Raw genomic sequence first — 18,278 nt, 5'->3', positions numbered from 1 at the left:
AAACTTGTTAGATGAAATTTAATACCAACATCCCTAAAGGCTTAAAAGAACACTATGATAAGGAATTGAATCTATATCGTAACGCATTGAATCGGAAAGATTATGGAATTGCTTGGAAGCATCTTGAACGCTCTCACATACTTGGGCAGTCCTATCCTTACGAACATACCTATTCCCATTGGCTAATGCTCAAATTTGGCTTTAGACAAAAAAACATAAAAGAGATTTTAGGTCAAGTTGTTCGATTGGTCGTTGGCGGGTGGAAATCATTTATTGACTACGTGCCCGTAGGAAATACGGGTGGTGCTAACGTTCCACCTCTTAAGAGAATGGAACTTCCTCACGACTTGGAAATTATCTTAAACCAATACAGACCAACCTAATGAAAAAGAAAAAAGTAAACTTACGTGATTTAGACCCTAAAGAACATAAGGGCGAGCACAGCCACGATGACGGACACAATCACAGCAGTCCGGAAGAATTGTCAAACTTCAGAACTTATTTACCTGCCATTTTTAGCTTTGTGATGCTGATAGTTGGCATTGCCATTGATTATTTTGATGCCTTTCCCTTCTTTAAAGGTTGGATTCGTGTCGTCTGGTACACTGTGGCTTATATTCCCGTAGGATTTCCTGTGATAAGGGAAGGCTGGAACAGTATCTTAAAAGGCGACTTTTTTACGGAATTTTTCTTGATGTCCATCGCCACTTTGGGGGCATTTGCAATAGGTGAATATCCCGAAGGTGTGGCGGTGATGCTTTTCTACGCCGTAGGCGAACTGTTTCAAAACGCAGCGGTCAATCGCGCCAAAAGGAATATTAAAGCGTTACTCGACGTGCGCCCTAATGAAGCATTGGTCTATCGAGATAATGATTTTGTCTCTGTCAATCCTGAAACCGTTGAGATTGGCGAGAAAATTCAGGTTCGGGTGGGTGAAAAAGTACCACTCGATGGTATTTTACTTTCAGATAAAGGGGCGTTTAATACAGCAGCTTTGACAGGTGAAAGCAAGCCCGATACCATTGCGAAAGGCGAAAAGGTTTTTGCGGGAAGCATCAATCTCGATGGTGTCATCGAAATTGAAACCACTAAAGAGTTTAAGGACAGTTCCATTGCCCGTATTCTGGATATGGTGCAGAATGCCACCGCCCGTAAATCAAAGACTGAACTGTTCATCAGAAAGTTTGCACGGATTTACACACCTATCGTTGTATTTCTGGCTATTGGTCTGACTTTTCTTCCTTATTTCTTTGTTGATGATTACGTGTTTCGTGATTGGTTGTACAGAGCATTAATTTTTTTAGTTATTTCCTGTCCCTGTGCATTGGTTATTTCCATTCCTTTGGGCTATTTCGGTGGTCTGGGTGCAGCATCACGTAACGGTATTTTATTCAAGGGCGCATCCTTTTTGGATGCAATGACCAAAGTGAATACCGTGGTAATGGACAAAACGGGAACTGTTACCAAAGGGGTCTTTAAGATTAAGGAAGTGGTCAATACATCCGCTTTCGCGGAAGCGGAATTTATGCAATACTTGATGGCGATGGAAGAACAATCTACTCATCCAATCGCAAAGGCAATATTGGAATATAAAGCTGACGGTGTTGACTTGGAAGCAACTGAAGTTTCTGAAGTTGCTGGAAAAGGCTTAAAAGGAACGGTCAATGGAAGAACCGTTTTGGTCGGTAACAAAGCATTAATGACTTCGAACAGTATCGAAGTACCCTCTGAAACCGATAGCATTGTAGAATCAATAGTAATGGTTGCCATTGATGGAAAGTTTGCAGGTTATGTAACCATTGCCGATGAACTGAAGGAAGATGCCCACCAAGCTATTAAGCAAATAAGGGAAGCTGGAATTTCAAAAATCATAATGCTTTCTGGCGATAAAGATTCCATTACGCAACAGGTTTCCAAAGAATTAAATATTGATTGGGCAAAAGGTGGTTTACTACCGGAAGATAAGTTGAACGAGGTTGAAGGGCTCAAAAAACAACCTGAAACGAAAGTAGCCTTTATAGGCGATGGTATTAATGACGCGCCCGTATTGGCAGCAAGTGGTGTAGGTATCGCAATGGGTGGCTTGGGTAGTGATGTTGCCATTGAGACGGCAGATGTCATCATCCAGACCGACCAACCAAGTAAAATTGCAAGAGCAATTAAAATTGGGCGTTCTACCCGAAAAATTGTTTGGCAGAATATTGGTTTGGCATTTGGTGTAAAGGCTATCGTACTTATTCTTGGTGCTGGTGGACTAGCAACAATGTGGGAAGCCGTTTTTGCAGATGTGGGTGTAGCATTGTTGGCTATTTTAAATGCGGTACGATTGCAGAAAATGAAATGGCAGGAATCGTAGAATTTTCCTCATTGTAGTTACCAAGATGAAAATTGATTACAAATAATAACCGTTATATTGTAGGTCACAAGAAGTCCTATTTTATGATACACATAATAACAACCGGCGGCACTATCGAAGGGTTAGAATATGAAACTATCGAAAGCGAGAACCAAGAAAGTAAAATCTCAATCGAAGATTTTTTTAGGTCGGCTAACGTTTCATTCTCTTATTCCATTGAAAATGTCTTGAATAAAGACAGCCGCTCTATGACAGATAAAGACCGCCAGCTATTGGTTGATAAAATCGAGGCTACAAGCGCAGAAAAAATAATTTTAACCCACGGTACTTTCACAATGGAAGATACCGCAAAATATATCGGAAAACTTAACCTAAATAAAACGATAGTCTTAGTTGGCTCATTTGTTTTAGGCACATCCAATGGTACAGACGCCCCTTTTAATTTAGGTTATGCAATATGCTCAGTTCAATTTCTAAAACCAGATGTATATGTGGCAATGAACGGTACTATATTTCATTGGAAGAATGTGACAAAAAATTTAGAAACCAACAAATTTGAGCAGCGATGAAAAAGATAAATGTTTGGAACATCAATACATTGGACGACTTTTTTCTATCTTTTATTAGATACGGTCATTGTATTGTTCACGCTCTACTATTCAACTCGAAAAGATTCAAGTGGTTATAAGCGATTTTTATCTTTGGGTATTTTATTTATTACCTATAATTTAACAGGTGGATTTTTGCCAATTAAGAATTTTCCTGGTCCTCTCATTCTTCAGTACATTATAACTTATGGCGTTGCCATAGCCCTATGTGTTTATATAGTTTACTATCTCTATAAAGAATATGATATCATTGTATTAAAGTACAATTCTTCTATTAGAAATTTAGCGATTTTGTCTTCTGGAAGTTTTATTATACTATTTTTAATCTCATACTTTTTTACCTATTCCTTAGACGCTTCAAGGTTACTTTTTACCATACCTATTTCTGTTCTTGCCTTTGTGTTTTTAGGTATGTTTTATGAAAGAATTTCCCATCCAAACAATCCAAATGAATACATCCTACGTCGTAATAGATTATCGATGATTAGCGTGACAAGTATTGCGTTGTTACCTATACTAACCTTAATTGGGGATTTTCAATGGTTGACTTTTACTGTTATGAACGCGGCTTTTTATGCCATAACGATTATTGAAATAGACCGACATTTATATTTTTTGGAAAACAAGACCAAAATGTATGAAGTATTTGCAATGAGTAAGGAACAGGCAATTAACTCGGCAGAAACAAAAATAATCTACGAAAACTTGACACGAAGGGAAATAGAAATTACCTTATCTATTCTGAGCAATCTTAGTTACAAACAAATAGCCAAAGATTTATTCATTGCCGAAAGTACTGTCTCTAAACACGCTTCTAATATCTATAAAAAAACTGGTGTAAAAAATAGAAGGCAATTCATTAGTCGATATCGAAAGAAGGCGAAGTAGCGTTGTTCCTGATACCATAGCGATTACCGTAGGAAAATACGGTTTATTCCGTACATATCTACGGAATAAAATACCCTTCTTTCAAAATTATGTTATTACATTTCAGTTGTTCTTTGGCCGCCCTTTGTCGTAAAAACTTCTACTTTCAAGTACCTGTCCCACACATTCGCAACTAAAGAATTCTTACAACCACTAACAACCCATCCAAACTAAGACCACCCGCAGTAATGTCGGTGTTTAACTGTATTTATGGCTATAAATGGATTTAGAATCACTAAGCGAAAATCTTCTCGTAGAATTAGACGGGATAAGGCTCGAAAATCTTCCGATTTTGGAACTATCCTATCGTTCCATCGAGCTAAGTAGAAATTTGCTTACTGTTTTTAAAAGAAACATTTTAACCAACGATTTTGAAACTGTTGATGATGAAGTAAATTTCTTCAAAAAAATAAAACAAGTTCCATTAGTCAAACTCATATACTTCTCAGAAATTCATTCTTTTGAAATCCAATTTCCTAAAGCTGATAGAGCTGCCCAACTAAAATTTATAAAAAAGAAGATTGGTAAACTAAATCGCTTTTTTCTTTATAACCTTGACTTTGGCCAATACGTAAAATCTGGGGCAACCCATTTTGATAAGACATATTACACCAGAGACCATCTCGATACCTACCATATCACTACTTCCAAATTCTATTTTCAAGACCCTGATTTTTGTACGCCAAGAGATATGCTTTTAGGTAAGTTCAAGGCCTATACTTCCCTTATTAATTATATGGAACAGAAGAAACATTCAATTAAAAATAGATTAAACGGTAATAGTATGAATGTAAAACCCTTGGATAAAATCCCTTGGCCTTTCACAAATACAGATTGGGTTGAGCTGCTCTACGCACTATGCGCAAAAGGTCTCGGGAAGCAGGACAATAAAAGTATTATGCAACTTTCTAGAAAGTTGCAACAGATATTTGATTTTGAACCCAAAGACATCTACAAAACCTTTCAAGACATCAAGAATCGTAAAAACAGCCGAACATTGTTCCTTGACCAGCTGATTGCTTCCCTTCTTTCAGAAATGGATAAAAGCGAGGAATAGTCGCTAACCATTCTCATTTACCTATCCTTTTATCTGCTAAAATAAGACCGTACTACGGTTGACCTACGGTAATTATATTCTCATCCTCTTTTCCATAAATTTTGGTACAATTTAAAGTTCAATTAATAGTGCAAACACCTCAAAACACCCTAAAACTAATCAAATTTCAAAATGTTAAATTTTGACCGTAGTACGGTCGTACTGGGGAATAAAATCCATTAAAGCTATTCAAATTTGTAGAACGAAAGTCAAATCAGGTCAGAGGCTATCAAATTAGTTGATAGCGATGCGATAGCCTCTTTCTTTAAAACCGTTCTATTATGCCCACAAGTATTATTACCACAGACGACCTTCGAGATTTCAAAATGGAATTACTCGATGACATCAAAAAACTATTATCCAAACAAGCTACTGGAAAACTGAAAAGGTATCTCAAATCTTCTGAGGTTATGGACTTGTTACAAGTCAGTCCAGGTACTTTGCAAAATCTTCGTATCAATGGCACTTTGCCCTATACCAAAGTAGGCGGTATTATCTACTACGATGCCGAGGAAATTCAAAATATAATGACCGCCAACCGTGTGCAGCACGGTTCAAATTCTTAAGTAATGAACTATATAAAGCTACTTAATGCGGCTTTTGAAAAGTTCTATTTTGATGACCGCCTAAATCCCACACATATCAGCTTGTATATGGCGCTGTTTCAAGAATGGAACAGTAGTCGGTTTGCAGATGAATTTTATGTAAACCGTAGGGATTTAATGCGTTGTGCTAAAATAGGCTCAAAATCCACCTATCATCGTTGTGTTACGGATTTGGACGCGTGGCTTTATCTATCCTATTTCCCATCTAACAATCCATACAAGGGCAGTAAAATCAAGATGTCCATTATTGGGAAAAGTGATGAACCTGATATGGGACGATACAATCCCACATTAGAACAGCTTGCGGAACAGTACTATCCCATACCTGAACCAGTTGTGGGACAGCACCATCCCATAAATGGACAGGTTGTAGACCCATACCGTCCCATAGGTGGACAAGCATTGGTATCTACTACAAACAATATCAAACAAGAAAACTATACAAAACAGCCAAAGGGCTGGCAGGCCGTAATTGATTTTTTTGTTGAAAAAGGTTTTAATGCTGATGAAGGAAAAAAATTCTACGAGCATTATGAAACTAGGAACTGGCAAACTAGCGATGGTCAACAAATTCGTGATTGGCGAGCTTTGGCCACAAACTGGATGGATAGAACTGAGCTTTTCGAAGAAGAAAACAAAGCAAACAAAAACCAAGCGTCCCAAATCAAGGACAACTTGCGAACCACTAAAAACAAAGATTATGGACAACCCCTCTAAAATTATTGAAGGTGGCGTAGAATATTCACTGGGAAAATTTGACGGCAAAAGCGTTGTCTATGACTTTCTAAAAATTTTGATTTACCTGAATGCAAAAGGAAAACTATTGTTTGGCAAGAAATTCAGAATCTATGAAGAAGATAAAAACATACTGCTTAAACTTTGTTCATATTTCATTAAGGATAAAGAGAACTGCGCTACCTACGGTATTGACATTGACAAAGGTATTTTACTTTCTGGACCTGTTGGGTGTGGTAAAACCAGCCTTATGAAATTACTTCGCCACATAGTTCCGTTGCAACGCCCTTACGAAATGATTCCTTGCCGGAATGTAACTTTTGGTTTTAACCACCTTGGCTTTAAAACTGTTGAAGAATACGGCAATACTAAATTCTATTGCTTTGATGATTTGGGCGTTGAACCGGCTGGACGGTTTTATGGAAAAGATTTGAACGTAATGGGCGAAGTGCTCTTATCCAGATATGAACTTTATCTCGATACCAAACATAAAATTAAAACTCACGCTACCACCAACTTAAATGCTGAAGAATTGGAAGAACGCTATGGCAATCGAGTTCGTAGCAGAATGCGAGAACTGTTTAATTTGATTGCCTTTGATAAAGGTGCTGGGGATAAAAGGAAATGATTAAAGTGCTTTTTTATGAATACGTTGCACAAACGGTTATTAAATATATTGACTTAAAGTCTAGTTGGAAAATTTTCAACAACAACTTTTATTTTCCTGAATAGGTGGACAGGCTACAGTTCCGAATGAGCAATAAACGCAACAATCGCCTTCATTTGGTTTCAAAACCATTTTACAATTCTCACATTCGTAAAAGAATTGACAAGCATTTGTCGGCATATCTTCTAATTTTTGATATCCACAGTTCGGACAGGTAATCTCTGATTTTAAAAGAACTTCCATTAGTTTTCTTTTTTGTTGGTTACTTTATAGCCTGTTGAGTTAATTGCTTTCTCGATTTCCGTTTCATTCGTTTTGGTTTGGTCAAATTCAATGATGGCATTCCCATTTTCGTAGGACACTTTTGAGGTTACAATTCCGTCGAGCTTGTTTACTTCGTGGTTGACGTGCTCTTCGCAACTTGCACAAGTCATCCCTTTTACATCAAAATTTACCGTATGGATATTGGATTGATTTACAATAACCACTTCCTTCTTGTTATTCGGATAAAAAATGTGAGAGTAATATGGAAAACTTATTGATATAGCCGCAAATAGCGTAATACTTATTAAAAAACCTTTAGTTTGAAACCACTTTGGCTTTGCATCCACTTCACAACAATCCTCTGCATTTTTCGGTTTTAGATAATCATACCAGGCATAACCAAGTGCTATGACAGCGATACTAATTAAATAGGGTCTAAAGGGTTCTACCCAAGATAAAGCGGATGCACCTCCACCAACGCCAGCAATCAATGCAATAACTGGTGGTATACAACAAGATGATGCGGCTACAGCAGCAAACAAACCTGTATAAGCTGCATTTTTTGATGTTTTTACAGTACTCATTATTAAAAATTTATGCTGTTCTTCTTTTTAATTTAATTGACTTAAAAATACTATTTAGAATATCGGTCTCATCCTCGTTCAATGAATAGTATAAGGTTTGCCCTTCTCGCCTTGAGCTTATAATATCTGCATCTTTCATTTTTCGTATATGCTGTGAAACCGCAGGAATACTCATACCTAAAATATCGGCTAAATCACAAGGACATAGTTCTTTTTCCATATTTAAGAGGAATAGCACCTTTAAGCGTACTTCATTACCTGAAATGGACAGTAGTTTTGTTATTTTATCGAAATCATTAGTCATACCATCAATGACCGTTTTGCAGTTTAGTAACTGCTTATGGTCAGCTTCAGCTCTCGTACAAGAAATTTCCATTTTCATAATAACTATTTAGATGAACAAAGGTATAATTAATTGCGTATTTAAGCAAATGCTTAAATATAAATATTCTGCTATCGTTATTTTGAGTTTAATTGTATCAAAAATACCGTTGGCGCTATGCTATAATAATTCAACTTCTGAACGATTTACATAGTAGAATCACTTCAGAAATAAATTGTACCACAACGGCTTTTAAACTTTTGGTTATCTCTAAAAATAAATCTTTCATAATCGTATTAGTTTTGTATCGATGATAAAATAGTGCTGGCAATGAATTGGACACTGGTAACATCTGAAATATAGTTTCCTTCATCTTTATTTGATAAGAACCCAAGTTCCAACAGAATGGAAGCACAATAGCCTATGGTGTCTTTTAATACCAGAAAGTTTGCAAACTTCACGCCTCTACTTTCATATCCTATCTCTTTGCAAAGTGCTTTTTCAATTTGGTAACCTATATAAATAGATTCTTTTGAATAATTTGTTTGCTTTCGTGAAGCATAAACTTCTAGTCCTCTAGCATTAGAATTATCCGAATGATTACAATGTAAAGAGACAAACAAATCTGCATCAAGGATTTTGGCCAGTTTTGTTCTATCCGATAAATAAATAAGCGTATCATTATACCTGGTCAAATAAATATCTAGAGGCCTGTCCAGTTCGTTATTTAGCTTCAAAATGGTATTGGCAATATTAAGTACAACATCCTTTTCTTGGATATTATTAATGCCTATCGCACCAGCATCTTTTCCACCGTGTCCAACGTCAATTATAATTCGTTTTTGAGTACTGGTTTCCTGTCCAAAAATGATGCACATTTTTAAAAGCAAAACCACAAAACTGACGTTTTTGAGCACTTTTTTCATTTTCAATTTTCGGGTTATCAACAACTTCCCTTCAAAAATTCATAGAATTTGATGCCAAATAATAACAATTAAATTCAATTGATTTCAAATAATATTTTATTCACAAATATTTGATTTTCAGTTATTTATGTACAAATATATGTAAATTTCAGAAAGGGAAAATGAATAAAAAATCTAAACAATTTTATTATGAAAAAATCAATCTACTTAGCAACTTTTTTATCGTTGCTCTCAACATCACTTTTTGCTCAAATTGGGGGAATTGAAGATTCCGTTAATGATGTGGGCGATACCATACGTACCATATTTCCAATTTTACTTGGTGTCATCTTTCTAGTTGGATTCCTATTTAACGCAGGACATTTCTTTGGGGAAAACGCAGACCTTAAAAAAGGTATTACTAGAGTACTTGTATTTGTTTTGATTGCGGGTGCGGTTGTGGGCATCTTCACATATTTAATAGGCATCGTAGTATAATTGAACCCTCATCGAGGGCTTTATTAAAAAAGCTGTATGAAGAAATTCGAGGTCTATAAAAACATTAGAAAAAGGGCAGTCATTTTTGGGCTGCCTATTTCCCTGTTCGCCCTAATGATGGTTTCCATTTTGGCTTCGCTGCTCATTATCATCTTTTCTTTCAGCTTCGGGATAATAATTGGCATACTCGTTTTTAATGCTGCCTTATATGTAGCTCTCACGAGAATAACACATAACCCACAATTATTTCAAATGGCTAAAGCCTTCCCAAGAATAATAAGTAACAAAAGAAACTCGGGCTTCGATTATGAACAAGATTAATCTTTCAGCATATAACCCTATTACAGATATTCAAGACAATATCATATTTGCCAATAATGGCAATGTCGTTCTGTGCTATAAAGGGACATTGCCAGAAATCTATTCTTTATCCGAAAAAGACTTTGAGGATATACACGGTGCTTGGTTTCAAGCTTTAAAATCTTTGCCTATTGGCACGGTGTTACAAAAACAGGATATCTACCTTAAAAAGAGTTATACTTCTGAAGAACTTCCGAGTACAACATTTTTAGAAAAAGCAACACACGAGCATTTCAAAGGACGTGCTTATATGGAACATCGTTGCTTTTTGTTCTTTACGCTCACTAAGAACAAGGCTCTAAATAATTCAAAATATGTCAACCCTTTTCGTAAAGTTTCAAAAGGTATTGTTCAACAATTAGATGACAACGTTAAGAGCTTCATCGGCTCGGTTAGTGATTCGGTTTCTTTTATAAACAATAGCCGAAAAATGACCTTTGTTCCGCTTAACGCGAAAGACATTCAACAACTCACAAATGGTTATTTCAATGGATTCAATGAAGGCTTTGATACCGACATCATATTAGATAAAAAAAGCGTCAATATTGGCGAAAACCATTTTGATGCCCTGGCCATTAATAGCGAACTGTGCTTTGGCGAAAGTGTACAGAGTAGCAAGACCAATGAGAAATTCACTTCTGACGACTTTGTGTTTCATCAAGGGTTTATTGATGGCTTAGGGCTTACGCTTAATGAGAATCATATTGTAAATCAAATCCTGTATTTGGATGATAAACAAAAGTGGCGCAAGCTGCTAGATAAGAAAGTTGAAGAACTCAACAAAAGTTCCAACTTCGGTTCACAGAACAAAGTGGTACTTGGTAAAATTCAACATATTCTCGACCAAATCAATGCAGATGACAATGCACGGATTATTCGTGGTCATCTCAACATCGTCTATTGGGATAAAAACCCTGAAAATTTAAGTCGAATCGGTTCTAAAATCAAAACTGAATTTAAGGAACTGGATATTATCCCATATTATCCAAGAGGTGAGGAACGGAAGAACTATATACTAAATAGTTACTGCTGTTTTTCTTCCAACTTTTCAAATAACGATTTATATGTAACGGATTTAAAACACGCACTATGCTTGTTTATTAATAATACAAACTACAACTCGGATGCTACTGGAATTATCTTTAATGATAGAGAACATAACGTTCCAGTTCTAAAGGACGTTTGGGACGAACGCAAGAAGCGTATCAAAGCACGAAACTTTGCCATTTTTGCACCTACTGGCGAAGGGAAGTCCTTTTTGGCAAATAACATTCTACGCCAATATTTTGAGAGTGGTGTCCGCCTAGTCATAATTGACCTTGGCGGATCCTACACAAAATTCGCCAAACTCTATCCAGAAAAATACACGGTGCTTCGTTATGAAAGCGGAAAGAATCTAGGCATTAATCCTTTTTATATAAGTAATACAAATGACCTCACACCTGAACGTTTGGAAGACTTATCTGTATTCTTATTTGAACTGTTCGCCTCTGATTTAAAGGTTACCAAAGCACAATCGGTTTCGGTCAAAAAGATATTGCGCCATTATTATAACAACACTTCAGAAAATCATTCTTTAGATGGTTTCTACAACTTTATAGAAAGGAATCAGAAAGACCTTCTGAACACCTTAAAAATCCATCCCGACTATTTCAATATTACCAGCTTCTTGCACGTAATGTCTGAGTATGTCGGCGATGGTCTATATAGCTTCCTCTTTGAAGTTAGCGAAGACCAAACCTATAAAATTGAGGACAAACGCCTAATTGTTTTTGAGCTAGATGAAGTAAAGGATAACAAGGAAATCTTGTCCGTAATGTTGAAGCTGATTAAGTCGGCCATCCAAAGAACAATATGGAAAAATAGAGCAGAAAAAGGAATCATCCTTTTCGATGAGTTTGCGAAACAATTGAAGTTTGATAACGTACTGGAAAGTGTAGAATTCTACTACCAAGCTATCCGTAAACAAAATGGTGCGATTGGGATTATTCTTCAATCCATAAACCAGCTTCCCAATAACTCAACATCAGCTAGCATATTAGAGAATACGCAGGTCATTTACAGCCTTAACAACGAAAAAGGCTATGACGAATTGGTCAAAAGGCTCAACCTCTCAAGTCATGACTTGAACCAATTAAAGTCCATCAAAAATAATCTTTCCGGACCACGAAAGTACACCGAAATGTTTATCAAGATTGGGAAGGAAAGCAACATCTTTCGGCTTGAAGTTCCTAAAGAAGTCTATGCAGCTTATTTAACCGATGGCCAGGAAAATGAGGAAATAATGAAGCTCTACAATGAGCATCACGATATGGAAAAAGCAATAATTCAATTCACATCTAAAACATAATATTATGAAGACAAAAATCAAAACAATCTTGTTAGGGCTATTCTTAATGGTTGGCCTTTTATTGCCTAACGGTGCTACCGCTCAGGGGATGCCAGTTTATGACAATACCAACTTTATCAGTTTGGTAAAATCGCTTGTGGAATCGGCAAAACAGACCTCTCAACTTATCCAGTCCGTAAAGTTCTTGAAAGATGCGAAAGAGGCAATTGAGAAAGTGTCAAGTGTTGTGCAACAACTTAGGGCAGTTGAAGAAATAGCAGCTAACAATCAACGCCTTATCAATGTAATGCAAAACGATTTGCGGGATATTTTAAACTCGCCTTACATCAAACCAGAGGAAGTTACACGAGTTGCGGAATCATTTGATGCGATTGTTCAAAACTCTTTGGACACGGTTGAATTTATGGGCGAAATTTTATCTAGTGATAATCTAAAAATGTCCGATGCTGAACGTGCTGAAGTTTTAAAGCAGAAAGAAAAAGAATCTAAGGAAATGGTTTCAAATATTCAAACAAGAACGAAACGCTACAAGGATATTATATCCTTCAGAAAAATGCAGGACAAAATTAATAATAGAGAAACAGATTACTAATAATGACCGCAGCCATACTTTTAGGGATTGGACTGGAATACATTGATGCAGTATTTCAAACCATACAGAACAGTAGCTTTTCGCAATATACTATTGCAGGAATGAAAACGCTTGCTGTATTGTTCTTTCTGGTCAATATCCTAAAAAAATATAATGAAGGTATTGCGGATAAGGATGGTTATACTTGGGGATTAAGTCCGGGGGAATTGACCAAGAATTTTGCCATTGTACTTCTGGTTATATTTTCAACGCAGGTTTTAGGCTTTTTTGATGGCATCTTGGTTTCCATAGAAGCGCAATATCGTGGTACAGCACCAGCTTTATTGCCATTACAGATGCAGGATATTCCTATAGAAGAAGAAATAAATTTTTTAGAGGCCGCTCAAGCGGCAATGGCCTTATTATATGAAGCTCTTGTCACACCACTTTACGGATTCAAAATATTTGCATTTATCATTAGCCTTATCCTTTGGATTTTGGATTTGTTCATCTACCCGTTGTTTCTTGCTGAACGCTACTTTTTATTGGGTATAATGCAAGCCTTTTTCCCGCTGGTTATAAGTCTAGCAGTTTTTGAAAAATTCCGTTCGCTTGCTTACACATTTTTCAAGTTATATGCCGCGGTTTATATGTTGGTGCCTGCATTCTTTCTGGTTAATGTATTTGTAAACGCCCTCTATACTGAAATCAATACGAATTTCTGGACAAACCTTTTTGGGACAGATGTCGGCCAGGGCTTTTTTGCACCTGTGGTTCAGCTAGGGTCAGTTTGTTTCATTGTTTTTCTAAAGTTCAAATTATATAAACGCGCCACTTCGTTTACCCTCAGATTATTTACTGCCTAGGGCAGATTAAACATATAAATATGAAAACACCATATAAGAACATATACAACGTCTTAAAGTTGAACAGATTTATCGTGTTGGCAGTTGTCATTTTTGCGATGCTATCGAGCACCTTTTCACTTTGGATGGCTTTTAAGACGAATAAAGAAGCACTTAATAGTGCCTTTGCCATTAATACCGATGGCAGTATTATTCCGCTGAAGCTTGTTACCCAAAAAGAAAATTTCAAAGTAGAGGCATTGGCGCATTTGGACCTGTTCCACAACTACTTCTATAATATCGATGCCAGTAACTACGAACGGAATCTTGAAAAGGCGCTTTGGTTAGGCAATAGTTCTGTGGACAACTTGTATCGTCAGAAAAAAGCCGATGGTGTCTATAATCGATTGCTGCAATACTCACTTGTTCAAAAAGTACTAAGTATTGATTCACAAATCGAAGAACAAAACGGAACATACGTCTTTAGAACGATTACAGTATTTGAAATCAATAGAGGTTCAATAATTGACACCTACGAACTCGTTTCTAGTGGAAATTTAATTCCAGTTGATAGAAACTTTCCAAACAACCCACACGGCTTGTTGATTACGAACTATTTCGAGAACACCTTAAAAAAGATAAACGATGAAAGTTGAGCCGATAATCGGCATTTAAAAACCACAATTATGAAATTAGAAAAAAACAAAATAGTATTTGCTGCGGTATTGGCTGTGATTTTCATATTTCTCATTTCCTATTCAATGATGGTTATGGGCGATGACGAAAGTGAGAACGAAAACCTTGAACAGACCTTGGTTCCGGACTTGGACGAAAACCAAAAAGAATACGATTCCAAGCTTGATGCTATCAATGACCTAAAGGAAGTGCGCGAGAATAACGCACCCAGCATCTACGATGAAAAACTTTTGGATTCCACAGGTCTTTACAATCCGGATTTGCCGGAACTTGAAAAAGAACGCATTGTGGATAGTATATACAATGCAGGTAAAATTCAATACTCTGACAAGAAATACAGAAACTTAGGGCAAAAGAAAGTTGTGAAAAAGAGCGCACAACAAATCGATTCAGCCGAAATAAAACGAGAACAAAAAATTCAAGCCAAAGAATTAGGATTAGAACATCAATTATTCTTTGCTGCTTCGCCAAAACCAAATGAAGTTTCAATTATTGGTAATACGGATGAAATGATATATGTGGTTGTCGATGGCGACCAGGTTGTTAAAGCAAACACTAGATTGCGGATGCGTCTTACCAAATCAGCTACTATTAATGGTAAGTTGATGCCAAAGAATACACCAGTTTTTGGTTTTATAAGCTTTCAGCCAAATCGTGCTTTAATCGAAATTGAGAACATAAAGCATCATCCTACCAAGCTAAAGGCATTCGATTTGCTCGATGGTAGCGAAGGTATCTATGTAGAAAACAATTTTAGGGCTGAAGCTACCACAGAAGTTTTGGATGATGTTATTGGTGATATCAATATTCCGACTGTTCCGCAAGTAGGTGGAATTACACAGGTATTTAGACGTCGTAATCGAAGCGTTAAAGTAACTGTGCTCAACAACTACAAATTAATTCTAAAACCAAAATTATGAGGCCCATAATGGGCATTTAAAAACGCACTCTTATGAAAAAGTATATTATAATTTCAGCCCTCATTATTTCCGCTTTCGCGAAAGCACAAATAAACGTAACATTAGATACCATTTATGCAAACGATACTAAAAACGTTGCGCTATTTTTTCCAGAACCCATAAGACAAGGCATAACCGGTTCGGATAATTTTGTCTTTAGTTATAATCGTGAAAAAGAACAATATTTTGGATTACTTCAGGCAAAGCCCGGAAAGGAAAGTAATCTGCTGGTAGTCAATAGAAATGGTGCAATTTTTTCGTATATTGTAAGATATAAAAAGCAGCTGTCAAAGCTCAATTATTTTATCCCATTATCAAATAGTATTGGTAATGAGAAGCCAATCGTAGCCGATTCGATTCAGGTTGTAACTTCTGAAAAAAATATAGATAACAGAACCTACTATTATCAAAAATTCTGCACCTATCTTCTTAACAGAAACCAACGCATCGGTCGGATTAAGAAGCGCACACAGGGCATCGTCTTGACCGTTGAAAATATAGTTTTTGATAAAGAAGAACTCTATTTTGTCATTCAGATTGAGAATAATTCTACGTTGGATTACGATTTGAATTTCTTGAACCTTTCCATCGAGACTCGACAAAAAGGGAAAAGGAAATCCTTACAGAATTTATATCAAGAACCTATTTACAAGCACCATTTGCCGTCAACAATTGCAGAAGGTAAAATGGTAAGATTGGTTTATGTAATGCCTAAATTCTCGTTGTCCAATGACCGTAGGGCAATTTTAGAATTGAACGAGAAAGATGGTGAACGCAATATAAAACTGAACATATCACACAGATATATCAATAACCCAAATTAATAATATTATGAAAAGATTAGTCATTTGCTCACTCGTACTTTTATTCATTTCTTGCTCTGAAACCAAGAATATGTCGCCATCAGAAACTGTAAAGATTGTTGTTGAAAGCTTTTATGCTAAAGATAATAACATCTTAAAAAAACATACAACTTCTGATGGTTATGATAGTTTAATGATGATTCAGGGTTTAGTGCCAGACGCTGATAATGATGCAAAGGTTACAATATCAGATGAAGTTATTGAGACCGATACTGCGTGGGTCAAATACAGTTCTAATTATGATAATAAGCCTGGTATCTTTAAACTCATCAAAGAAGATGGTCAATGGAAAGTGACGAGCAAAGGACCGAGAGAGAAAGGGCCTTTTTAATGGTTAATCTTTTAGTTCAACACTAACATAATCAAAATAGATTTTCAATTTTTTCTTTACGAAATTCAAATAATCAATTTCATCTTGGTTAGGCGGGTACTGTCCTGCAATGAACAATAATTTTGTTCTATCGTCATCGTCCTTTTGCACATATGATATTATTTGACCTAAACCCTCTCTAATGCAATCAGAGGCAAAGGCCGATGACTTTACTTCATAGAAATGAATTTCATTTTCTAATTTAACTTTTATGTCAACATAATTTTCCTCAAGTATAACGTTGTCCTTACCGTATTTTTGTTCCAGCTGCTTCTGTAGTATTTCTTGAATTTTGTTGTGTTTTTGTTCTGCAATGTAACTGGTGCTTCCCCTTCTTTTCTGTTTAGATGAACTTCGCAATTTAGTTCCCTTTCTGTTAGTTTTTCTCTTTTTTCCGGTGTTTGTCGTTTTTCCGTTATCACGACCAAATTTCTCATATAGAAAATCAGCAAATTGATATATTGATAAATGGGATGGTTTATTGGCAATAATCAAATTCTGAATTTCAGAAGTTTTAGTTTTTCTAGTAACATTCAACCCATAATGTTCAGCAATTTTATGAAGTACGGCTTTCTTAAAAATTGGAATCAATCTTTCGTTTGAATAGAGATAGGCTATTTTCCATTTTACAAAAAGAGTTAGATGTAAATCATCAATTTTTTCAAAGTCTCCCTTTTCGGAATATTCAATAATCTTTAAGATTTCAGCTTTTACGTTTTCAAATGCTTCTTTTCTATTCTCTCCATAGTAACGTTGCCAGGAATAAAGATTGTCGTTTATTAAGTTTTTTGGATTTGCATTTGGGTCACTTCGTTTATAAATTCCAAACTTGCTAGAATTTATACCCTTAATACTTCCCAGAGCTCTAGTTTTGGTTTCCAACCATTGGCAGAATGTATCTTTATTCCCAATAGAAACATACTGTTCTAAGTTCATAGATTTGATGGTCTCGATGTCCCACCTTTCAAGAAATTCGTTGAGTATTTCCCTTGATAATTCAGTATTATTTTCCAAATGAAATTATGGTATTAGTTAAAGTCTTTTCGGAAAGTAAAAACACCTCTTTTATATGCTTCTAGGCACTATTTAAAGAAGTGAAATCAAACATAAAATGTCTTATAACCATATCGTCAGGATGTTCTGATTCGTAATACTTATTGTGTAAATGATAAGCTTTAGATTTCAAAAATTCAGGTTCTCTATCGTCTTTCTTTAGAAGCTTGTTTATGCCGTACACAGTCTTATGTAAAGCTCCTTCTAGGACATACCCAAGTAGGCATCCATTTTCATATTTATTGGAAACAAAACTGTTAATTCCGGTATCAATATAACGTCGCTTTAAGCCAGAATCTTTTTCCTTAAGATTTTTGGCTTCCATATGGTATTCATACTCTAAAGATGAATTTATGGTTGCCAATCTAAGGTCTATTCTAGGTTGTTTCGCTGCAAAACCCTTTTCTTTTTCTATATTATCTTTCGGTAAATGTTGCTCCACGTTCGTAACGATGCTCCACTTTAATCTTAGTGGATTTTCCTTGATGTGTTCGTGCAATTCGGAAGTAATGTCATTTTCATCCCAATTGAGTTTGATGACTTTGGTTTCCATAGCTGAAACATAAGATTCCGTTATCAGCTGAAAGCATTTTTCTTCAAAGCCTCTTTTGAAGCTGGCAACTATTACTTTGTTTAATCCCATT

23 protein-coding genes are annotated in these 18,278 nt (G+C 36.0%); 17 read left to right on the top strand and 6 right to left on the bottom strand.

What is annotated here, in order from left to right; translation table 11 throughout:
• Nucleotides 1-11 precede the first annotated feature (11 nt).
• From Q4597_RS04750 to Q4597_RS04715, 8 genes are all read left to right on the top strand, one after another.
• Nucleotides 12-383 (top strand): DUF3703 domain-containing protein, encoded by a 372-nt coding sequence (locus Q4597_RS04750; protein ID WP_140591943.1) that lies wholly within the window; start codon nucleotides 12-14, stop codon nucleotides 381-383.
• Complete coding sequence (locus Q4597_RS04745; protein WP_303404940.1) at nucleotides 383-2,356, top strand: heavy metal translocating P-type ATPase; 1,974 nt, start codon at nucleotides 383-385, stop codon at nucleotides 2,354-2,356. Before Q4597_RS04750 ends, Q4597_RS04745 begins: the two co-directional genes overlap by 1 nt.
• 83 nt (nucleotides 2,357-2,439) lie before the next feature.
• Nucleotides 2,440-2,925, top strand: coding sequence for an asparaginase domain-containing protein (locus Q4597_RS04740; RefSeq protein WP_303404939.1), 486 nt, complete (start codon nucleotides 2,440-2,442; stop codon nucleotides 2,923-2,925).
• Nucleotides 2,926-2,934: 9 nt separating this feature from the next.
• Nucleotides 2,935-3,852 (top strand): LuxR C-terminal-related transcriptional regulator, encoded by a 918-nt coding sequence (locus Q4597_RS04735; protein WP_303404937.1) that lies wholly within the window; start codon nucleotides 2,935-2,937, stop codon nucleotides 3,850-3,852.
• A 259-nt stretch (nucleotides 3,853-4,111) separates the two neighbouring features.
• A complete protein-coding gene (locus Q4597_RS04730) occupies nucleotides 4,112-4,948 on the top strand; it encodes an RteC domain-containing protein (RefSeq protein ID WP_281987786.1) in 837 nt (278 codons plus the stop codon).
• Between the two features lie 320 nt (nucleotides 4,949-5,268).
• Complete coding sequence (locus Q4597_RS04725) at nucleotides 5,269-5,553, top strand: helix-turn-helix domain-containing protein (protein ID WP_140591951.1); 285 nt, start codon at nucleotides 5,269-5,271, stop codon at nucleotides 5,551-5,553.
• Nucleotides 5,554-5,556: 3 nt separating this feature from the next.
• Nucleotides 5,557-6,309 carry a hypothetical protein gene (locus Q4597_RS04720; RefSeq protein ID WP_303404934.1) on the top strand — a complete coding sequence of 251 codons (753 nt, stop codon included), beginning with the start codon at nucleotides 5,557-5,559 and terminating at the stop codon, nucleotides 6,307-6,309.
• Entirely contained in the window at nucleotides 6,293-6,955 is a 663-nt protein-coding gene (locus tag Q4597_RS04715; RefSeq protein ID WP_303404932.1) for an ATPase, read from the top strand. Before Q4597_RS04720 ends, Q4597_RS04715 begins: the two co-directional genes overlap by 17 nt.
• 75 nt (nucleotides 6,956-7,030) lie before the next feature.
• On the opposite strand, the gene Q4597_RS04710 is transcribed toward Q4597_RS04715, so the two are convergent.
• From Q4597_RS04710 to Q4597_RS04695, 4 genes are all read right to left on the bottom strand, one after another.
• On the bottom strand, nucleotides 7,031-7,237 hold the full coding sequence (locus Q4597_RS04710) for a GDCCVxC domain-containing (seleno)protein (RefSeq protein WP_130962971.1): 207 nt from the start codon (nucleotides 7,235-7,237) through the stop codon (nucleotides 7,031-7,033).
• Nucleotides 7,237-7,842, bottom strand: coding sequence for a mercuric transport protein MerTP (merTP, locus tag Q4597_RS04705; protein WP_130962970.1), 606 nt, complete (start codon nucleotides 7,840-7,842; stop codon nucleotides 7,237-7,239). Before merTP ends, Q4597_RS04710 begins: the two co-directional genes overlap by 1 nt.
• Before the next feature lie 10 nt (nucleotides 7,843-7,852).
• Entirely contained in the window at nucleotides 7,853-8,224 is a 372-nt protein-coding gene (locus Q4597_RS04700; RefSeq protein ID WP_130962969.1) for a metalloregulator ArsR/SmtB family transcription factor, read from the bottom strand.
• 236 nt (nucleotides 8,225-8,460) lie between these two features.
• Nucleotides 8,461-9,090 carry an N-acetylmuramoyl-L-alanine amidase gene (locus tag Q4597_RS04695; RefSeq protein WP_303404930.1) on the bottom strand — a complete coding sequence of 210 codons (630 nt, stop codon included), beginning with the start codon at nucleotides 9,088-9,090 and terminating at the stop codon, nucleotides 8,461-8,463.
• Nucleotides 9,091-9,279: 189 nt separating this feature from the next.
• Here Q4597_RS04695 and Q4597_RS04690 point away from each other — a divergent pair, with 189 nt between their 5' ends.
• The 9 genes from Q4597_RS04690 to Q4597_RS04650 are packed head-to-tail and all read left to right on the top strand — an operon-like array spanning nucleotide 9,280 to nucleotide 16,542.
• Nucleotides 9,280-9,567: a hypothetical protein gene (locus tag Q4597_RS04690; protein WP_073243663.1), complete on the top strand. Its 288-nt coding sequence runs from the start codon at nucleotides 9,280-9,282 to the stop codon at nucleotides 9,565-9,567.
• A gap of 36 nt (nucleotides 9,568-9,603) precedes the next feature.
• Nucleotides 9,604-9,888 carry a hypothetical protein gene (locus Q4597_RS04685; protein WP_281987792.1) on the top strand — a complete coding sequence of 95 codons (285 nt, stop codon included), beginning with the start codon at nucleotides 9,604-9,606 and terminating at the stop codon, nucleotides 9,886-9,888.
• Nucleotides 9,875-12,277 (top strand): TraG family conjugative transposon ATPase, encoded by a 2,403-nt coding sequence (locus tag Q4597_RS04680; protein WP_281987794.1) that lies wholly within the window; start codon nucleotides 9,875-9,877, stop codon nucleotides 12,275-12,277. Before Q4597_RS04685 ends, Q4597_RS04680 begins: the two co-directional genes overlap by 14 nt.
• A 4-nt stretch (nucleotides 12,278-12,281) precedes the next feature.
• Nucleotides 12,282-12,869, top strand: a complete 588-nt coding sequence (locus Q4597_RS04675) for a conjugal transfer protein (protein WP_157363549.1) — start codon at nucleotides 12,282-12,284, stop codon at nucleotides 12,867-12,869.
• Between the two features lie 2 nt (nucleotides 12,870-12,871).
• On the top strand, nucleotides 12,872-13,714 hold the full coding sequence (locus Q4597_RS04670) for a hypothetical protein (protein WP_140591969.1): 843 nt from the start codon (nucleotides 12,872-12,874) through the stop codon (nucleotides 13,712-13,714).
• 20 nt (nucleotides 13,715-13,734) lie between these two features.
• The gene (locus Q4597_RS04665) at nucleotides 13,735-14,349 is read left to right on the top strand and encodes a conjugal transfer protein TraK (RefSeq protein WP_157363550.1); all 615 of its coding nucleotides are present in this window, start codon (nucleotides 13,735-13,737) and stop codon (nucleotides 14,347-14,349) included.
• Nucleotides 14,350-14,379: 30 nt separating this feature from the next.
• The gene (traM, locus tag Q4597_RS04660; RefSeq protein WP_157363551.1) at nucleotides 14,380-15,309 is read left to right on the top strand and encodes a conjugative transposon protein TraM; all 930 of its coding nucleotides are present in this window, start codon (nucleotides 14,380-14,382) and stop codon (nucleotides 15,307-15,309) included.
• Nucleotides 15,310-15,341: 32 nt separating this feature from the next.
• Entirely contained in the window at nucleotides 15,342-16,172 is an 831-nt protein-coding gene (locus tag Q4597_RS04655) for a DUF4138 domain-containing protein (protein ID WP_281987796.1), read from the top strand.
• Nucleotides 16,173-16,179: 7 nt separating this feature from the next.
• Complete coding sequence (locus Q4597_RS04650) at nucleotides 16,180-16,542, top strand: hypothetical protein (protein ID WP_281987797.1); 363 nt, start codon at nucleotides 16,180-16,182, stop codon at nucleotides 16,540-16,542.
• Between the two features lie 3 nt (nucleotides 16,543-16,545).
• On the opposite strand, the gene Q4597_RS04645 is transcribed toward Q4597_RS04650, so the two are convergent.
• Both Q4597_RS04645 and Q4597_RS04640 read right to left on the bottom strand, forming a co-directional pair.
• Nucleotides 16,546-17,517, bottom strand: a complete 972-nt coding sequence (locus Q4597_RS04645) for a hypothetical protein (RefSeq protein ID WP_281987798.1) — start codon at nucleotides 17,515-17,517, stop codon at nucleotides 16,546-16,548.
• Nucleotides 17,518-17,656: 139 nt separating this feature from the next.
• Nucleotides 17,657-18,277 carry a hypothetical protein gene (locus Q4597_RS04640; protein WP_281987799.1) on the bottom strand — a complete coding sequence of 207 codons (621 nt, stop codon included), beginning with the start codon at nucleotides 18,275-18,277 and terminating at the stop codon, nucleotides 17,657-17,659.
• Nucleotide 18,278: the final 1 nt, after the last annotated feature.

The organism is Zobellia sp. 1_MG-2023 (assembly GCF_030549125.1).
GTDB lineage: Bacteria > Bacteroidota > Bacteroidia > Flavobacteriales > Flavobacteriaceae > Zobellia > Zobellia russellii.
This window is presented reverse-complemented; position numbering and strand designations above follow the sequence as displayed.